Below are 16,324 nucleotides of genomic sequence, written 5' to 3' on the forward strand. Positions count from 1 at the left end.
CGGGCGTTTTCCCGAACTGGCGGCGACTCAGAGATCGACGCGGTCGCCGATCTCGACGAGTTCCAGCCGGCGGGGATACTCGAAGCTCTTCGCGTGGTGGTGGAGGTTCTTCGGGTCCGCCGTCAGCCCCTTCCACATGTCCCAGTGACTCGGTAGGAGGCGGTCGAGCCGGAGGTCGTTCGCACTCTCGATGATCTGTGACTCGTCGCTGTACCACTTGGTCTTCCGGGATTCACCGCTTTCCTTGTCGGGGATCGTTCCCACCGTTCCGAACGCGAGCACGCCCAGATCGATGTCGTAGTCCTCGCCGATGGCCTCGAACTCGCCGGGACGGGCGTCGCCGCCGTGGAAGAAGGTTCCGGCCTCGTGTTCGATTACGTAGCTGACTGGATGGGAGGCGTCGGGGTCGTTCGCGGGCTCGACGTTCACCGTAAAGGGGCCGATCTCGTGGGTTTCGTCCTCGTAGACGTCGACGAACTGGTCGTCGTCGAGGGCCCACGCCTCGCCCCACGCTTCCTCCTCGCGGGCGACCGCGAGGCTGTCCTCGGGGCCGTACATGGTCGCGCCGGTGTTCTCGAGGATCGGAGCTTGACTCTCGCCGTGGACGTGGTCCGTGTGTTCGTGGGTGACGAGCAGCGCGTCGGCCGCCTCGACGTCCTCGGGGTCGAACGGGACGGGGATCATTCTCACTGTCCGTGGCGGGTCGCCGGTGCCCAGATACGGGTCGACGAAGACGGTGGTTCCGTCGCTCGCCTTCAGAACGAAGCCGTTGCAGCCGAGATACCAGATCGCGACGCCCTCCGGCGAACTCTCCTCTACCTCGCGGACGAGCCAGTCGCCCCAGTCACTTCGTGTCATGGCCGGATATGCACGAGACAGCGCCCTAATTGTACCGGTCCGTTCGAAGCGCGGTTGCGGAGCCGGCGAGAACGCGGGGGGCAGTCCGCCGCCCGCGTTCTCGGGGCGGGGAAGGGCAGGCCTACTCGATTAATTTGACCGCGAGCGAGTGCAGCGAGTGAGCGGCGTTTTTTGGTCCAGATTTTTTGCGCGAGTGGTGCCCGCAGCGCGCGGAGCGCGTGAGGACACCCGAGCGCAAAAAAGGTGGGTGCTCAGTCCTGACAGCAGCCGCCGGCCTGCTCGCCGAAGTCCACCGAAAGCGGCTCGGAGATCGCCTCGTTGAGCGCTTCGAGCTTCGCGTCGAGTTCCGCCTGTGCCTCGAGGTACTCGGCCATCACGGGAATGTCGTGCAGTTCTCCTTGGGCCTGTTGAAGCTTCTGAAGGTCCTCCTGGGTGGCGTCGCCGGTCTGGCGTGCGAGCATGAACTCCTGGCGAAGCGACTCGAATTCGTCGATCTTGCCCTGGGCGTGCTCGCTCTCCTTGACCTGCTTCTGGGCCGCCTCGTAGGCTTCGTACTCCTCGCTTCGAGCGATCAACTCGCCGAGTTCGCCCGCAATTCCCTCGATGTCGGTTGCCTCGGCCACCGTCGGCTCGGTTTCGACGCTCATACCCGCCGTTGGGTCTCGCGTGGTTTCAACCTGCCGGAACCCACCCCGAAGCGTCGACGTTAAACGCCCACGGCCGGTAGACGGGACAATGAGTCAAAACGAGTTTTCCGAAGGGGATCTGCGGAACACGGGCATGTCGTTGAAACACGACCGGGAGTGGGACTACGAACTCGACCGGATCGTCGAGGCCGTCCACGACCGGGACGCGACAAAGGTCGGCCTGCAGTTCCCCGAGGGGCTCAAACGCCGCGGTCCGAAGGTCACCGACGATCTGCGCGAACTCCTGCCCGAGGACGTCACCGTGATGATGTCGGGCCAGCCCTGCTACGGCGCCTGCGACCTCGACACCTACATGATGCGCCGTACGGACGTCTTCGTCCACTTCGGCCATTCCCCGATGAAGGAGTCGGAGAAGATCATCTACGTGCCGCTGTTCTCGAACGTCGAGGTGCTCCCGATCATCGAGGAGTCGCTCGACGAGATCGAGGGTGAGGAGGTCGGCCTCGTCACCACCGCCCAGCACATGAACCGCTTTGAGGAGATGCGCGAGTATCTCGAGGGGCAGGGCTACGAGGTCCATACCCGCAAGGGCGACGACCGGCTCACCCACGAGGGGCAAGTGCTCGGCTGTAACTACGCCTCTGCGGACATCGACGCCGACAACGTACTCTACGTCGGTGGCGGGAAGTTCCATCCGCTCGGGTTGGCGATGGAGCACCCCGAGAAGAACGTCGTGATCGCAGACCCCGTCAACAACGTGGTCACGATCGCGGACACTGAGAAGTTCATGAAACAGCGCTACGCCTCGGTGCACAAGGCGATGGACGCCGAGAAGTGGGGCGTCATCTTCTGTACGAAGATCGGGCAGGGTCGCTGGGATCAGGCCGAGGAGATCGTCGATAACAACGAGAACGCCTACCTGATCACGATGGACGAGGTCACACCCGATCGCCTGCGAAACTTCGACATGGACGCGTTCGTCAACACCGGTTGTCCGCGGATCACCACCGACGACGGCCCGCAGTTCCACAAGCCAATGCTCACCCCCGGCGAATACGAGATCGCCGTCGGGAACAAATCCCTCGATTCGCTGGAGTTCGACACCTTCCACGGTACCTGGTAACGGACCTTTTTACTCGTCGGGTCCGCTCGCGTAGCGAGCGAACCGCTCCGAGCAAAAATCTCCTCCATTGCCGGACTCCGTCCGGCAGGCGGTCAGAGCTTCGCTCTGACCACATCACCGGATTCCGTTGGAATCCGGTTAGCAGCCAGAAACCAGAGGTTTCCGGCGACATCGTAGGAGCAAAGCTCCTGCTAGCAACCAGACGCCGCTGGCGTCTGGTAACAAAAAGTCGGCGCGGCGAAGCCGCGCCGGTCCGCCCTCCAGCGTGCTCTACTGCCAACCTACTCCTCGAACGCCCTCTCCAAGTCCGCCCCGAGCGCGTCGATCGCCTCGCCCGCGGCGTCGAGGTGATCGAGCAGGTTCACGAACCCGTGGATCATCCCCTCGTACTCCCGATGAGTGACCTCGACGCCCGCCGCTTCCAGCCGGTCGGCGTACTCGCGACCCTCGTCGCGGAGCGGGTCGAAGCCCGCCGTGAGGACGCTCGCCGACGGCAGTTCCGAGTGGTCGCGCGCGAGCAGCGGCGCGGCGTAGGCGTTTCGGTGATCCACCGGATCGGGAAGGTACCGTTCGAGGAACCACTCGACGCTCGCGGCCTCGAGCATGTAGCCCTTGCCGTTCTCCTCGTAGCTCGGAAACTCGTGGACGGCAGGCGAGGCGACGGCGGGGTAGAGCAGGGACTGATGGGCGATCTCGGGGCCGTTTCGATCCCGGCTCATCAGCGAGACGGCCGCCGCGAGGTTGCCCCCGGCGCTGTCGCCGCCGACCGCCACTCTCTGTGGATCGCAGTTCACCCGATCCCCGTACTCGGCGGCCCACTCCAGGGCGGCGTAGGCGTCCTCGACGGCCGCCGGGAACGGGTGCTCGGGCGCGAGCCGATAGTCAACCGAGAGCACCGCACAATCGGCGGCGTTCGTGAGGGCGCGACAGAGGGGATCGTAGGTCTCGATATCGCCGATCACCCACCCCCCACCGTGGTAGAAGACGAGCAGCGGGAGGTCCTCCCCGTCGGGCGCGTAGAGCCGAACCGGGATCGATTCGGCCGGGCCGGGAATCTCGAAGTCCTCGATGCGGTCGACGGATTCGCCCTCACCTCCGAACAGTTCTCGGATCCGCTCGCGGGCGCTCTCGGGCGCGAGCGCGTAGGTCGGAGGAACGCCCATCGTTTCAACCGTTTCGAGCAGCGCTTCTGCCTGCGAGTCGAGTTCCGCCATACCACACTACTCGACCGCCCGGCGCTTAGGTTTCGGCCTCCCGGTGATTCAAGGAATTACTACTAAGCATCTACAAAGACTTTTGTATATCCACTGTGTATGAATTTCCACAATGAGCACGCTACAGCGTTCCGCGGTCGAACCGTGTCGATCCGAGGAGATCACCCCCGTCCGCCTGAACGCGGAGGCGCTCGATTCGACCGCGCCCGAGTACCTGCGTGAGTTCAAGGAGGACCTGGCTGCTGACCGTCTCGTCCCCGCCCGACTAACTGTTGAAGCCTGTTTCGATGAGGACTGTTCGCTCTCGACCCAGGAGGAGGCAAAGCGGATCCGCGAGTACATCCGCGCGGCGGCCTTCCTCGGAACGGGTACCCTCACCGTCTCCTTCGAGGACGTCGCAGACGAGCGGAAGGTCCGGCCCGCGTTGGCGGCCTGTGCGGAACGTGCCGACCGCGAGGGTCTTACGCTCGAACTCGACGGCCCGATCGACCTCGAATCCTAAGCTTTCTCCCCGTTCCCGGCCTCGGTTCCGCATGGACAGCAAGCGGGCGCTCGAACGCCGCCTCTCCCTCGTTCGGGGATTCGACGCTCCGAGCGCGGAGCTGGAACAGTACTCCACGCCCGCCGACATCGCCGCCCAGCTCGTCCACCTCGCCGACCTACAGGGCGACCTCGACGGCCGCGTCGTCGACCTCGGAACGGGCACCGGAATGCTCGCCCTCGGCGCCGCGCTGCGGGCTCCAACGGGGGTGGTCGGATTGGATGCGGATCGCGCGGCACTCACCGTCGCCCGAGAAAACGAGCGCCGGGTCGAACCCCCCATCGGGATCGACTGGCTGTGCGGCGACGGCGGGCGTCTCCCCCTCACGCTCTCGAACGCGACCGTGCTCATGAACCCGCCGTTCGGCGCCCAGCGGGGCAATCGCGGTGCGGATCGGCGATTTCTCGTCACCGCCCACGAGATTGCGGACGTGATTTACTCGATCCACAACGCCGGCAGCCGCGAGTTCGTCGAATCGTTCGTCGCCGATCACGGTGGAGTGGTTACCCACGCCTACGAACTCTCCTTCGACCTCGAACGCCAGTTCGACTTCCATACCGAGGAAACGCGGACGATCCGCGCGGAGTGTTACCGGTCATCGTTTCGGGGGGCGTAGGTCTCTCGTTCGGCGATCGGAACGGCGCTCGTGTCGTCGCTTGCGACGAGTCGACCGTCATCGTTCGCGATCGTGAGCCCGTTGACGGTTCTGACCTCGCCCGTCTCGGGGAGCACGGCGCGTTCGCGGGCGCTCGCGTTCTCGACCTCGACGAGGAATTCGCCCGACTCACTGAGCAGGGTGATCGTCCGACCGTCGACGACCGCGTCGGCCCTCGCGGGCTCGGAGTCGTAGGCATGGATGCGCTCGCCGTCGGTTTCGAACTCGACGGCGTAGATCCGGTCGTCGCCGACGATCCATCCGGTCCGCTCGACGTGGATCGCCTCGCTCCAGGTCAGTCCGCCGACCCTGACGGTGGCGGTCCCGTAGGTTTCGAGGGCCGTGGTCGACACCTCCCGACCCCAGACGTGGCGCTCGTCGCTGGTGACGATCACGCCGCTGGTGGTCACGTTCGTCGACTCGCCGAGCGCCTCGATCTCGACGACCGAGAACATCCGGTCCTCGACCTCCTCGTCGTAGAAGACGGTGTAGTCCCCGGCGGTGACCGCCCCGTCACGGGACGTGTCCTCGACGGTCGTGAGGTTGAGCGGGACCGCGACGAGACACATGACGAGGAGGGGGACGACGAGTGCCCCGGCCGCGGTCTGTTTGAGCGTCACCTCGCCGACCAACGGACGTTTGGGAGCGGCGATCGCGGCGGTGATCAGCACCGAGAGTGCGAGGACCAGAACGACGCCCAGTGCGCGATAGAGGACGTACGTCCTCGCGCCGCGGATCCACCAGACCGCCCACAGCGACAGCGAGAGCGTCGTCAATAGCGTTCCGAGCCAGAGCCGCGCCGCGTCCGGATCGACCCGACGCCGCCACAACAGCGCGATCCCGAGGAGGACGCCGATGAGGAAGCCGATCGCGTGGCCCTGGATCGCGATCCCGTACCACCACGGTGGGGAGACGCCCGCAGTCACCTCGACGACCGAGACGGGGTCGCCGAGCGCGCCGGTGAGGGTCCTGATCGCGCTTCTGACCGCGAGCGCGACGACGGTCAAAAGCGGGTAACGCACGAGGACGAAGCCGATCAGCGCGAAGACGGTGCCCGAAAAGCCGATGACGGGTCCCCACGAGAAGAGGCTCGTCACGATCCCGACGGCGAGGACGCCCAGAGCGAAGCCGACGGCCCGACCACGCGGGTCGGTAATCCGGGCGGTCCCGTCGGAGTAGTGGCCCCAGACGTACTCGGCGAGCGGGGCGAACACGAGCGCAGTAGTGAGGTTTCCTTCCAGATGCCCGGGGCCGACGTGAGCGAAGCCCGCGAACAGCATTCCGAGCGGGGAGAAGTACGACCACGCCGAAAACGGGATCGCGAGGGGTGCGCCGGGGTGCCAGAGCCCGCCCTGGACGAACAGGTACACTCCGAGCACCCACCCGAACACGAGCAGCGATCCCCACGGTACCCCGCGGTGGAAACGCTCGTGGAGCGCGGAGCCGATCCCCTGATGGTCGGCAAAGCGGGAGACGAGCCAGACCGAGCCGACCAGTGCACCGACGACGAGGGCCTGCCACGCGAGGGCGACGAGGGCGTCGGCGACCGACATGGGCGTCCCACGGGGCGAGGACGATTGAGGGTTGTGATCGTTTGCCTCCCCTACCTATGACGGTTCGGTGCGGTGCAGTGGCCGGTCCGAGCGTGGGCGGCACTCACGTCGCCCGCGTGAGGAGGGTGGGGAAGGGCTGGCGTTCCCGGAAGCGGCGCGTGATCACGCGCCGCGACTCGGCAGTGCCTGGTGGTCCTCGGAAAATCGGAGATTTCCGGGATCTCGCGGGAACAGGGTTTCCGCGGACCTCGCGGCGACATCGTCGCCGCTCAGCGCCGAGAGATCGCTCCGCGGTCTCTCATAGCGACATGAAAAGGGCGAGAAATGGCACGCCAGTGCATTCCGAGGGCTTTCGAAGGCTTGAAACGCGCCACACGCCAAGGGCGCGCCATGGAACTACGCGTACTCTCCCGGGAGGATCAGGAGTTGGCGCTGGAAATCGCCGGCGAGGACCATACGTTCATGAACGTTCTCAAGGGAGCGCTGCTCGAAACCGATGGAGTCGTCGCCGCGACCTACGACGTCAACCCCGAACAATCCGGCGGCCAGACCGACCCCGTGCTTACCGTCACGACCGAATCGAGCGTCGACCCGCTGGATGCGATCGGCGCGGCCGCGGCGGAGATCCAGGAGACGACCGATTCCTTCCGCGACGCCTACGCCGCGGCCTAACGACCAATCGCGAGTCCTCACGAGATAACGTGCGACGTCCAGCAGCGCTCTCAGCGATCTCTGAGCGGACTCGCAGCACTCGAACTCGTCGAGATACCGCTTCTCCTCGCGGTGGGTTTCAAGCGCTTACAGACGAACCGGAACGTCGTGCTCGTCGAGGTATGCCTTGACCTCCTCGATGGAGTATTCGCCGAAGTGAAAGATGGAGGCCGCGAGTGCGGCGTCGGCGCCCGCTTCCTCGAAGACCTCGTGCATGTGTTCGGGTCCACCGGCGCCCGAGGAGGCGATCACGGGCGTCGAGACGGCCTCACAGACCGCGCGGGTGACCGGCAGGTCGTATCCTTCTTTCGTGCCGTCGGTATCGATGGAGTTGACGAACAGTTCGCCCGCACCGCGCGATTCGGCCTCCGCGGCCCACTCGACGACGTCGATGCCGGTACCCTCGCGTCCGCCCTTCACCGTGCACTCGAACCAGCAGGACTCGCCGTCGATCTCCGTGTAGTACTCCCCGCGCTCGTCGAACCGGCGTTTGGAGTCGACGCTGATGACGATACACTGGCTGCCGAAGGCACGGGCCCCCTCGGTGATGAGTTCGGGGCGTTCGAGCGCGCCGGTGTTGATCGAGACCTTGTCCGCGCCCGCTCTGAGAGTCTCCTTGATGTCTTCGGTAGTCCTAATTCCGCCACCCACCGTGAGGGGGATGAACACCTCGTCGGCGACCCGCGAGACGGTGTCGAGCATCGTTTCCCGTCCCTCGGCCGAGGCCGTGATGTCGAGGAAGACGAACTCGTCGGCGCCCGACTCGTTGTAGGCCTTCGCCATCTCGACGGGATCGCCGGTGTACTCGAGGTTCTCGAAGTTGACGCCGGTGTAGACCGCCGCGTTGCCCTCCTCGTCCACGTCGACGTCGATACAGGGGATGATGCGCTTCGTAAGCATTCGTTGGCGGGGGTTCGCGCGACGCCGGGTTGAGCGTTTCGACCGGATGGGTGTGTTTAAGAGTTGCGCGCAACGACTGGGGATATGAGCAATCAGGACGATCACGTACCCGACGAGCGGGCCGAACGAGAGGACCGTGTCGACGCCACCGGCGACGAGGCCACCGGCATGACCGACGAGGACCCCGGCGCTCAGGAGGCCGTCGCGAGCGGCCCGGAGAAGGAAACCGAGACGAAACACCCGCTCGCCGAGCGCACGACCGCCCCACAGAGCCCGTATACGACGAAACAGGCCGGGATCGGTGTCGCCGTCCTCGTCGTCGGCCTGCTCGTCACGTTCGGGATCCCGGTGTTGCTCTAAGCGCTACTCGATCGACTCCAGGGGTTCGCGCTCGCCGTATTCGGGGTCAGGCCCCTCGCCTGGGGCGGCCCACTCAACGGCGTTTGCGAGCACCTGTTGGATCTCCGATTGGTGATAGATCGGGTAGGTCTCGTGACCCGGCCGGAAGTAGAATATCTTTCCGGCGCCGCGACGGTAACAACAGCCCGAGCGAAAGACGTTGCCACCCTCGAACCACGAGGTGAACACGAGCGTCTCTGGCGCGGGGACGTCGAAACGCTCGCCGTACATCTCGGCCTCCGGGAGTTCGATGTACTCGTCGATTCCCTCGGTAATGGGGTGACTCGGCTCGACGACCCACAAGCGCTCGCGTTCGCCTGCCTCGCGCCACTTCAGCGAACACGAGGTGCCCATAAGCCGCTTGAACACCTTCGAGTAGTGCGCCGAATGGAGCACGAGCAGGCCCATCCCATCTAAAACCCGTTCCTGAACGCGGTCGACGACCTCCTCGTTCACCTCGTCATGGGCGGCGTGGCCCCACCACAGGAGGACGTCGGTGTCGTCGAGGACTTCCCCGGTCAGACCGTGATCTGGCTCGTCGAGGGTTGCGGTTCGGGTCTCGAAGCCCCGTTCGTCGAGGAACTCGGCGATAGTTTCGTGGATACCGTCGGGGTACTGCTCTGCGACGACGTCGTCCTCGCGTTCGTGGCGGAACTCGTTCCAGACGGTGGCGGTGACCATACGCGAGCCTCACCGCGGGAACAAAAGGAACTACCGGTGGCGCCCTCAGCGCACGAAGTACAGCTCGTCAGTGCCCAGAAACCGGCTCAGGTCGGCCGTCCGGCGGTAGTCGCTGCCGCGGATCGCGAGCAGGGAGTCGATCAGACGCTGGCCGTCACCCTCCTCCCAGTCGGTCGGCTCGCGGATCGGGACGACCAGAAATCCGCTGCCCCGGACCTCGCTCGCGTGGAGCTTCGCCATGTCCAGTTCGATCCGGCCCAGGCGTGCGGTGTACTGATCGACGACGTACTCCATTGCGCGCTCGCCGACGGGCAACAGGACGTGGGCGGCGATCGCCCGGAGTTCGGCGTCGAAAAAGCGCTCCATGTTCGCGTAGCTCTCGGCAGTCGGTTCACCGTCCGCCGGACAGCACATGTGGAGGTAGCTCAGAAAGCAGTTCTCCAGTTCGGGGGCGTCGCCGTAGGGCTCGCTTGCGAAGCCGGTCTCGAACAGCGCCCGCTGGATCGCCTCGCCGGCCGGGCGTTCGGTAAAGGGAACGCCCGTCTCGCGTCCGCCGTGGATTCCCGGGTAGTCGCCGATGACGTGGAAATCCGCGTTCGCGTCGCCGTAGCCGAAGGCCGCCTCGCTTCGCTCGGAGCAGGGCGACTCGCAGGCGGGTCGCATCCCGAAGGGGTTGCTCGTCCGGTCGGTTACGTTCTCCACGAGGGAGGTACCGAGCAGAGGCTCAAAACGCTCGCGGTTTCCCGGTCATCCGTCGACGGCGACCGCTCCGCGCATCCCCTGCTGATCGTGGGGGATGCAGGTGTACTGCGAGACGCCAGTCTCCTCGAAGGTGTGTTCGAACGTATAGCCCTCCTCGGTCTCGATGGGGCTCTCGTAGACCTCGTTTTCCTCCGCGACGTTGTGTCCGCCGCCGTCTCCGGTCCACTCCCAGACCACCGTGGTCCCGGGGTCGACCATGATCGCCGCCGGCGAGAACGACCGCCCGCGACTGCCGGTGCCTACCATCACGGTGACCTCGCTCTCACCACGGAGGTCGGCGGTGCCATCGTAGCTTTGGGCGGAATCGAGCCAGCCACCGTAGTCGGGTTCCTCCTCCTCGGACACCGTCTCGTACTCGGGCTCGCCGTCGTCGCCACTGCCACCGCCGTCGGTACAGCCCGCGAGCGTGCCGGTCGCGACGAGCGCGCCGGCAGCACGGAGGACTGTGCGACGGCCGAAGGACGAGTCGGATCTCATGTCGGTCTCCAAGTACGTACCGAGCGGGCAAAAGCGGCCTGAAACTACCGTCTGAGTGGTGCGTGCTACCGAATCTCTCAGGGGGCGCCGACGAGAACGAATCGGCTCTCCGTCTCGCCGTTCTCGATCCGTCGTGTGGCCTCGGCGGGAATTCTGACCGCATCGCCCTCTGCCATCTCGACCGAATCACCCTCGATCTCGACGGTCGCCTCGCCGTCGACCAGCAGGTAGACTTCTTCCTCACCCTCATCAGCGTGGTCATGCTCCTTCCCGGTCCAGCCCGGTTCGCACTCGAGGACGCTCACGCCGAGATTCTCACAGTCGAGCGGTTCGCGCAGGAAGTACAGCGACTCGGCGATGGGATCGACGTCGGTATAGTTGGTCTTGGTGTAGGCCATCGCCTCGCTGTTGGCGTTCGAGCGTCAAGTAACCCCGCCACGGCGTTCGTTTTCTTTGCCGTTGATAGATATCCAATTATCCCTATTCGTACGAACTCATCGCGATAGAACGCTGAAAAGGGAGGGGGCGGTTCACCGTCCCCTCCCGTCAGCGGTGGTGCTGGGGATGGTCGTGGTGTGTCACGCCAACGCAGGTTGTCTATGGCCTCAGTCTGCGGTCTCCCAGCGTTCTGATGAGAACGCCCCATATCAGTAAGTGTTGTGTTTTCTGATACTTGAGGAACAGCTATCGGAGCCGGCCGAGCGGGCGGTAGCGCTCGTGGGGGTCGTACCCGCGGAACAGGAGGCTGTTGGTCATCACCGAGATGGACGAGCCGGCCATCGCCAGCCCCGCGAGTGCGGGGTTGAGCAGACCGAGCGAGGCGACCGGGATCAGCGTCGCGTTGTAGGCGAGCGCCCAGAAGAGGTTCTGGTGGACCTTCTGGAGCGTCGCCTCGGAGATCCGGATCGCCTTCAGCACGTCGTCGGGATCGTCGCGCATCAGCGTCACGTCGGCCGACTCGATGGCGACGTCGGTGCCCGATCCGATGGCGACGCCGACATGGGCGGCGGTGAGCGCCGGGGCGTCGTTGACGCCGTCACCGACCATCATCGTGCGCTTCTCCTCGGACTGGATCGCCTCGACCGCGTCGGCTTTGTCCTCCGGCAGGACCGCCGCGCGGACGTTGGACTCCTCGATGCCGACCTCGCGGGCGACCGCGCGGGCAGTGCGTTCGTTGTCGCCGGTCAACATCACGACGTCGAGCCCGCGATCGCGCAGGGCCGCGACGGTTCGCTTCGCGCTCTCTCGCACCGTGTCGGCGGCCGCGACGACGCCGAGCAGTTCGCCGTCATCCCGCGATGACGAGTCCCCTCTCGCGTCGCTCGCGGGGACGCCGCCTCGTGCGACCAGCATTGCGGTCTTGCCCTCGCCCTCGAGTCGCTCCATCGTCTCTTCGGCGGGTGCGGGGTCGATCCCGTTGTCCTCCATCAATTTGCGGTTGCCGACGAGCACTTCGCTGCCGTCGACCGTGGCGCGGATCCCGTGACCGGGGACGTTCTCGAAGTCGGTCGGTTCCCCGAGGTCGAACCCGCGCTCGCGGGCCCCCTCGACGATGGCGCGCGCAAGCGGGTGCTCGGAGCCCGATTCGGCGCTGGCGGCCGCCGAGAGGACGCTCTCCTCGTCGACCCGCTCGGCCAGGACGCCGCCGTCGGGTCGGGGGTCCGACGAGGATCGCGGTTCATCCGGTCGCTCACCGCCGTCTTCGATTGGCTCGCCCCCGTCGCTGCGTGCCTTCCGAATCGGCACCACGTCGGTGAGCTCCATCTCGCCGTGGGTCAGGGTGCCCGTCTTGTCGAAGACGACCGTATCAATGTCGCGGGCGCGTTCGAGGACGTCCGCACCCTTGAACAGGACACCGTTGGTCGCGGCAATGGTCGAGCCGACCATCGTCGCGGCGGGCGTCGCGAGTCCCAGTGCACAGGGACAGGCGATCAACAGCGCGCTCGCGAGCACGATCATCGAGAACTCCGCGACGGGCACGCCCCCGGCGACGGGGCCCCCGCCGACGGGTTCGAGCACCGGGATCCACGCCCCGAGCGCCGAGGAGACGCCGTAGAGCGCATCGGGGAACAGCGCCCAGACGACCGCCCAGACGACGGCGTTGACGATCACCGCGGGGACGAAGTAGGCACTGACCGTGTCGACCAACCGTTGGATGTCGGGCTGGCGCGATTGGGCCTCTTTGACTCGCTCGACGATCCCCTGGATCGCGGTGTCCGAACCGACCCTCGTGGCCTCCACGAGGAGGACGCCGTTCTCGTTGATCGTCGAACCGATCACCTCGTCGCCCTCCCTCTTCTCGACGGGCACCGACTCGCCGGTCACCATCGACTCGTCGACCGCGCTCGACCCCTCGCGAACGACGCCGTCGGTGGGCACGCGCTCGCCGGGCCGGACCTTCATCAGGTCGCCGACCTCGACCTCCGTCAGGGGTACCGTCCGCTCCTCGTTCCCGTCTACGATGGTGGCTTCCTCGGCCTCCATCTCCAGCAGCTTTCGCAGCGCGTCGCTGGCTTGGGCCTTCGAGCGGGCCTCGAGCCAGTTACCGAGGGTGATGAACCAGAGGATGAAGGCGACGGCCTCGAAGTAGAGCCCGCCAGTGATCGCTCCCAAGAGGACCGCCGTCGAGTAGACGTACCCTACTGAGGACCCCATCGCGACCAGCGTGTCCATGTTCGCCCGGCGGCTCTTCGAAAGGGCGCGCCAGGCCCCAGAGAGGAACTCCCGGCCGAGCGTCGCCATCAGCACCGTCGCGAGCGCGAACTCGATCCAGCCGACCGAAATCCCGAGCACGGTCTCGGGTACCACTCCGAACCCGAGCATGTCGGCCATCACGAGTGCGAACGGTGCGGTCAACACGCCACCGAAGAGGACGAGGCGCCACTGCTTTCGCATCTCGCGTTCGGCGGCGCTCTCGCGCTCGCCCTCATCGGCGTCCTCCTCGCGGACCGGCTCGTAGCCGGCGTCCTCGATGGCGTCGTATACGTCCCCGAGGTCGGTCGCGCCGGGGGCGTACTCGATGCGGGCCTCGTCCGAGGCGAAGTTCACGTTCGCGCCGAGCACGCCCGGGACCGATTCGATGGCCTCCCGGTTGGTCTCCGAGCAGGTCGCACATGACATCCCGCCGATCTCGATCGTTCGGCTCTCGCGGGCGGGTTCGTAGCCCGCCTCCTCGATCGCTGCGTAGATCTCCGCGAGGCTCACCCGCTCGGGATCGTATTCGACCGCTCCCTCGTCGGTGGCGAAGTTCGCGTCCACGTCCGAAACCCCGTCGAGGGAGCCGACCGCCTCCTCGATGGTGCCCGAGCAGGTCGCACACGACATGCCCGATATCTCCAGTTGAACCCTCACAGTATCACCGTACTTCTAGAAAGGGGCCAACCGTTGATCCCGTTTATTCTTTCGTATCGAAGGTCGGAGTAGCACTTCACGATCGATTCGAAAGTCAGTCTGCACCCTCGGCGAGTTCCTCGTACTTCTCGACGTAGAGTTGCTCGCAGGAGGGACAGCAGAATCGTTTCATCTCGCCGTCGATCCGCCGGGAGACGCCGTCCGCGCCGACCTCGTTCTCGCAGAGCACACAGGAGACGGCGAACGCCGCCTCGCCCCGGATCCGGGCCGTTCGGTCGGAGCCGGTCAGGAGTTCGACGTCGAGTTCGCGGACGGCCCCGTCGTCGACGTGCTCGAACAGCCACGCACCGACGTCGGCCGTCGGGGCGTGGGCGGTGAAGACGACCCGGCCTCCGGCGGTGATGAAGACGTGTTCGACTCCCTCAATCCCCGAGAGCGCATCCCTGACCTCGTCGGCACCCCCCGGTGAAACCGAAAGCGTCACCAGTACAGGCGTCCCCTCGCGCAGCTGTGAGCGGTCCAGATCCAGCGTAAAGCGCCTGATGATCCCCTGATTTTCGAGCTTCGAAACGCGATCCGAAACCGCGGGCGCCGAGAGGTCCACCCGCTCGCCGATCTCGCTGTATGGCCGCCGGGCGTCCTCGCTCAGTAGTCGAAGAATTCGGAGGTCGATCTCGTCGAGCATACGGTCAGTTCGATCCTCGGAGACAAAGGCGCTCCGCCAAATTCGCTTTCGATTCCGTTTCGAATCGTATCGACAACTCATTCGACGAAAGCCGAACGGTGAAAGAGTACTCCCCCGTAGGGCCCGTCTGTCTCCCTACCCTACGTATGAGCGGGATGAACTGTACGGGATGGGAGGAGACCGTCGTCGAGAGCACGAGCACCGACCACGAGGCCGGAACGGTTACCGCCGACGGCGAGGCGGACCGAGAAGAACTCGGCGCGGCGATCGCCGATGTGGGTACGAACCCGCAGCCGATCCCCTGATCGACCTAGAGGTGTCGCGCGTCCCTGTGAACTGACCTAGTGACCCAACGCGTGACGCACATAGGATCGCGAACGAATCGCACTACTCGCGGGCACCGGAAAATCGAAGGGAAACGACCGTACTCGTGGAGGAGGGCGACTGCGTCAGCGGGGCACTCGACTCGCGGGCGCGAGCGGAGGCTATTCGAGAGTTCTGAGGGCGACTCGAAGACCACGACGGCGTTCTTCGTCGATGAGCGGCTTGCCGGCCATCGGGTCGTCGAGGTTGACGGGCGCGCCGATCCCCGATTCCTGAGGCTCGCCGACGCCGTACTGGTTGCCCGAGGACTGCCAGTCGTGCCAGCCGCTTCCGACGTTGACTTGCCGATACGGAACGGGCTGCCCGCTCGTGTTCGCGGGGTTCTCGAAGTCCGGATCGACGTCGTGGAGAAACCGGTTGTTCTCCGTGATGTACACGTCATCAGGATACCCTCGGAAGGCGATCGCTTGGCAGTCGTAGTCCCGGATCGAGTGCGTGAACGCGAACGTACACCGGCGGACCTCGACGCGACCACCGGCAGTGAGGTCGTCGCCGTAGCCGTTCTCGGCCAGACAGTGCATGTCGACCGCATGGCTGTACGTCGTCGGCCCGAACACACTATCTTCGAGCGTGTACCCGCAGGTCGGGTGGCCAAAACCCGCAATCGCGTGGCGCGTCGCGTTGAAGTAGCTCATCTCGATTGTCGGGTGGCCGTTGAACACGTCGATGACGTAGCCCGCACCCACCATCATACAGTCGTGGCCGTAGATGTGATGGATGGACGGTGAGACGGCGTTCGACGAGGTGCCGATGGCGATGGCCTGATTGGGCCAGCCGTAGATCTCACAGTTGTCGACCTCGACGTCGTCGGCCAGAATACGGAGGCCACGGGCGTACCGACCCTCGCGAGCCTGACGGCGCTCGCTCGTGTTGCCGCTATCGAGCGGGATGTAGCCCGGATACTCGGGGTCGTCGTAGTAGTCGTGGTACGGCCCCCGGAGGCGCACGCCGCTAAGACGCGACCCGCCATCCATCGTGATCAATCCTCGGCCATTCGACCCGCCGTCCCACGCCGGGGAATCGTGGCCGTGGTCGGTCGTATAGAGTAGGGCGCCGGGCGAACCGTCGATACCGCGATCCGAGACGATCGTCTGGCCCGAAAGCGTGAGGTCCTCGCCTGAAAGATCGATCCGGGCCGTGCCCGGAATGCCGATCACGTCGGCCGATGAGTTGAGCGCGTCGAAAAACGCTGATCGAGTTTCGACGGTCACGTCGGCGTCGGCGAGGCCGATGTCCGCGTGGTGGCCGACGCCGCCGCCGATCGGACGCCCTTCGAGACACTCGAGGACGCGGTCGTTGGTGAAATACTGGGCCATTGGATCAGAGGTGGGCGTCCTCGTGGGCGGCGACGTTCAGATCGAAGTAGTAGTACCAGAAACGATT

18 protein-coding genes are annotated in these 16,324 nt (G+C 65.5%); 6 read left to right on the forward strand and 12 right to left on the reverse strand.

The annotated features are described in order from the left end of the window. Nucleotides 1-27: 27 nt before the first annotated feature. Both EAO80_RS15105 and EAO80_RS15110 read right to left on the reverse strand, forming a co-directional pair. The gene (locus EAO80_RS15105) at nt 28-858 is read right to left on the reverse strand and encodes an MBL fold metallo-hydrolase (RefSeq protein ID WP_122090698.1); all 831 of its coding nucleotides are present in this window, start codon (nt 856-858) and stop codon (nt 28-30) included. A gap of 251 nt (nt 859-1,109) precedes the next feature. Next, complete coding sequence (locus tag EAO80_RS15110) at nt 1,110-1,505, reverse strand: YlbF family regulator (protein WP_122090699.1); 396 nt, start codon at nt 1,503-1,505, stop codon at nt 1,110-1,112. Between the two features lie 88 nt (nt 1,506-1,593). Here EAO80_RS15110 and dph2 point away from each other — a divergent pair, with 88 nt between their 5' ends. Next, on the forward strand, nt 1,594-2,628 hold the full coding sequence (gene dph2, locus EAO80_RS15115) for a diphthamide biosynthesis enzyme Dph2 (protein WP_122090700.1): 1,035 nt from the start codon (nt 1,594-1,596) through the stop codon (nt 2,626-2,628). 281 nt (nt 2,629-2,909) lie between these two features. Here dph2 and EAO80_RS15120 read toward each other — a convergent pair whose 3' ends face one another. Continuing rightward, nucleotides 2,910-3,842: an alpha/beta hydrolase gene (locus EAO80_RS15120; RefSeq protein WP_122090701.1), complete on the reverse strand. Its 933-nt coding sequence runs from the start codon at nt 3,840-3,842 to the stop codon at nt 2,910-2,912. A gap of 112 nt (nt 3,843-3,954) precedes the next feature. Between EAO80_RS15120 and EAO80_RS15125 the strand changes: the two genes are divergently transcribed. Beyond that, nucleotides 3,955-4,344 (forward strand): hypothetical protein, encoded by a 390-nt coding sequence (locus EAO80_RS15125; protein WP_122090702.1) that lies wholly within the window; start codon nt 3,955-3,957, stop codon nt 4,342-4,344. Nucleotides 4,345-4,375: 31 nt separating this feature from the next. After that, nucleotides 4,376-4,999 (forward strand): METTL5 family protein, encoded by a 624-nt coding sequence (locus EAO80_RS15130; RefSeq protein ID WP_122090703.1) that lies wholly within the window; start codon nt 4,376-4,378, stop codon nt 4,997-4,999. Here EAO80_RS15130 and EAO80_RS15135 read toward each other — a convergent pair. After that, a complete protein-coding gene (locus tag EAO80_RS15135) occupies nt 4,972-6,591 on the reverse strand; it encodes a rhomboid family intramembrane serine protease (protein ID WP_122090704.1) in 1,620 nt (539 codons plus the stop codon). The two genes, EAO80_RS15130 and EAO80_RS15135, sit on opposite strands and share 28 nt — an antisense overlap. 390 nt (nt 6,592-6,981) lie before the next feature. On the opposite strand from EAO80_RS15135, the gene EAO80_RS15140 reads away from it, so the two are divergent. Then, the gene (locus EAO80_RS15140) at nt 6,982-7,263 is read left to right on the forward strand and encodes a DNA-directed RNA polymerase subunit L (protein ID WP_122090705.1); all 282 of its coding nucleotides are present in this window, start codon (nt 6,982-6,984) and stop codon (nt 7,261-7,263) included. A 126-nt stretch (nt 7,264-7,389) separates the two neighbouring features. On the opposite strand, the gene hisF is transcribed toward EAO80_RS15140, so the two are convergent. Beyond that, nucleotides 7,390-8,202 (reverse strand): imidazole glycerol phosphate synthase subunit HisF, encoded by an 813-nt coding sequence (hisF, locus tag EAO80_RS15145; protein WP_122090706.1) that lies wholly within the window; start codon nt 8,200-8,202, stop codon nt 7,390-7,392. Nucleotides 8,203-8,286: 84 nt separating this feature from the next. Between hisF and EAO80_RS15150 the strand changes: the two genes are divergently transcribed. Beyond that, nucleotides 8,287-8,562, forward strand: coding sequence for a DUF7550 family protein (locus tag EAO80_RS15150; RefSeq protein ID WP_122090707.1), 276 nt, complete (start codon nt 8,287-8,289; stop codon nt 8,560-8,562). A 3-nt stretch (nt 8,563-8,565) separates the two neighbouring features. On the opposite strand, the gene EAO80_RS15155 is transcribed toward EAO80_RS15150, so the two are convergent. From EAO80_RS15155 to EAO80_RS15180, 6 genes are all read right to left on the reverse strand, one after another. Next, complete coding sequence (locus EAO80_RS15155) at nt 8,566-9,282, reverse strand: ThuA domain-containing protein (protein WP_122090708.1); 717 nt, start codon at nt 9,280-9,282, stop codon at nt 8,566-8,568. 45 nt (nt 9,283-9,327) lie between these two features. Then, complete coding sequence (locus tag EAO80_RS15160; RefSeq protein ID WP_122090709.1) at nt 9,328-9,984, reverse strand: uracil-DNA glycosylase family protein; 657 nt, start codon at nt 9,982-9,984, stop codon at nt 9,328-9,330. Between the two features lie 45 nt (nt 9,985-10,029). After that, complete coding sequence (locus EAO80_RS15165) at nt 10,030-10,521, reverse strand: halocyanin domain-containing protein (RefSeq protein WP_122090710.1); 492 nt, start codon at nt 10,519-10,521, stop codon at nt 10,030-10,032. Between the two features lie 77 nt (nt 10,522-10,598). Further along, nucleotides 10,599-10,919: a cupin domain-containing protein gene (locus tag EAO80_RS15170; RefSeq protein ID WP_122090711.1), complete on the reverse strand. Its 321-nt coding sequence runs from the start codon at nt 10,917-10,919 to the stop codon at nt 10,599-10,601. Between the two features lie 286 nt (nt 10,920-11,205). Next, complete coding sequence (locus EAO80_RS15175) at nt 11,206-13,845, reverse strand: heavy metal translocating P-type ATPase (protein ID WP_122090712.1); 2,640 nt, start codon at nt 13,843-13,845, stop codon at nt 11,206-11,208. Between the two features lie 121 nt (nt 13,846-13,966). After that, complete coding sequence (locus EAO80_RS15180; RefSeq protein ID WP_122090713.1) at nt 13,967-14,557, reverse strand: Lrp/AsnC family transcriptional regulator; 591 nt, start codon at nt 14,555-14,557, stop codon at nt 13,967-13,969. Between the two features lie 146 nt (nt 14,558-14,703). Here EAO80_RS15180 and EAO80_RS15185 point away from each other — a divergent pair, with 146 nt between their 5' ends. Further along, nucleotides 14,704-14,862 carry a heavy metal transporter gene (locus EAO80_RS15185; protein ID WP_122090714.1) on the forward strand — a complete coding sequence of 53 codons (159 nt, stop codon included), beginning with the start codon at nt 14,704-14,706 and terminating at the stop codon, nt 14,860-14,862. Between the two features lie 180 nt (nt 14,863-15,042). Here the strand turns inward: EAO80_RS15185 and EAO80_RS15190 are convergent, their stop codons facing one another. Then, a complete protein-coding gene (locus EAO80_RS15190; RefSeq protein WP_122090715.1) occupies nt 15,043-16,257 on the reverse strand; it encodes a hypothetical protein in 1,215 nt (404 codons plus the stop codon). Between the last annotated feature and the right edge of the window lie 67 nt (nt 16,258-16,324).

Origin of the sequence: Halalkalicoccus subterraneus, assembly GCF_003697815.1 — an archaeon.
GTDB lineage: Archaea > Halobacteriota > Halobacteria > Halobacteriales > Halalkalicoccaceae > Halalkalicoccus > Halalkalicoccus subterraneus.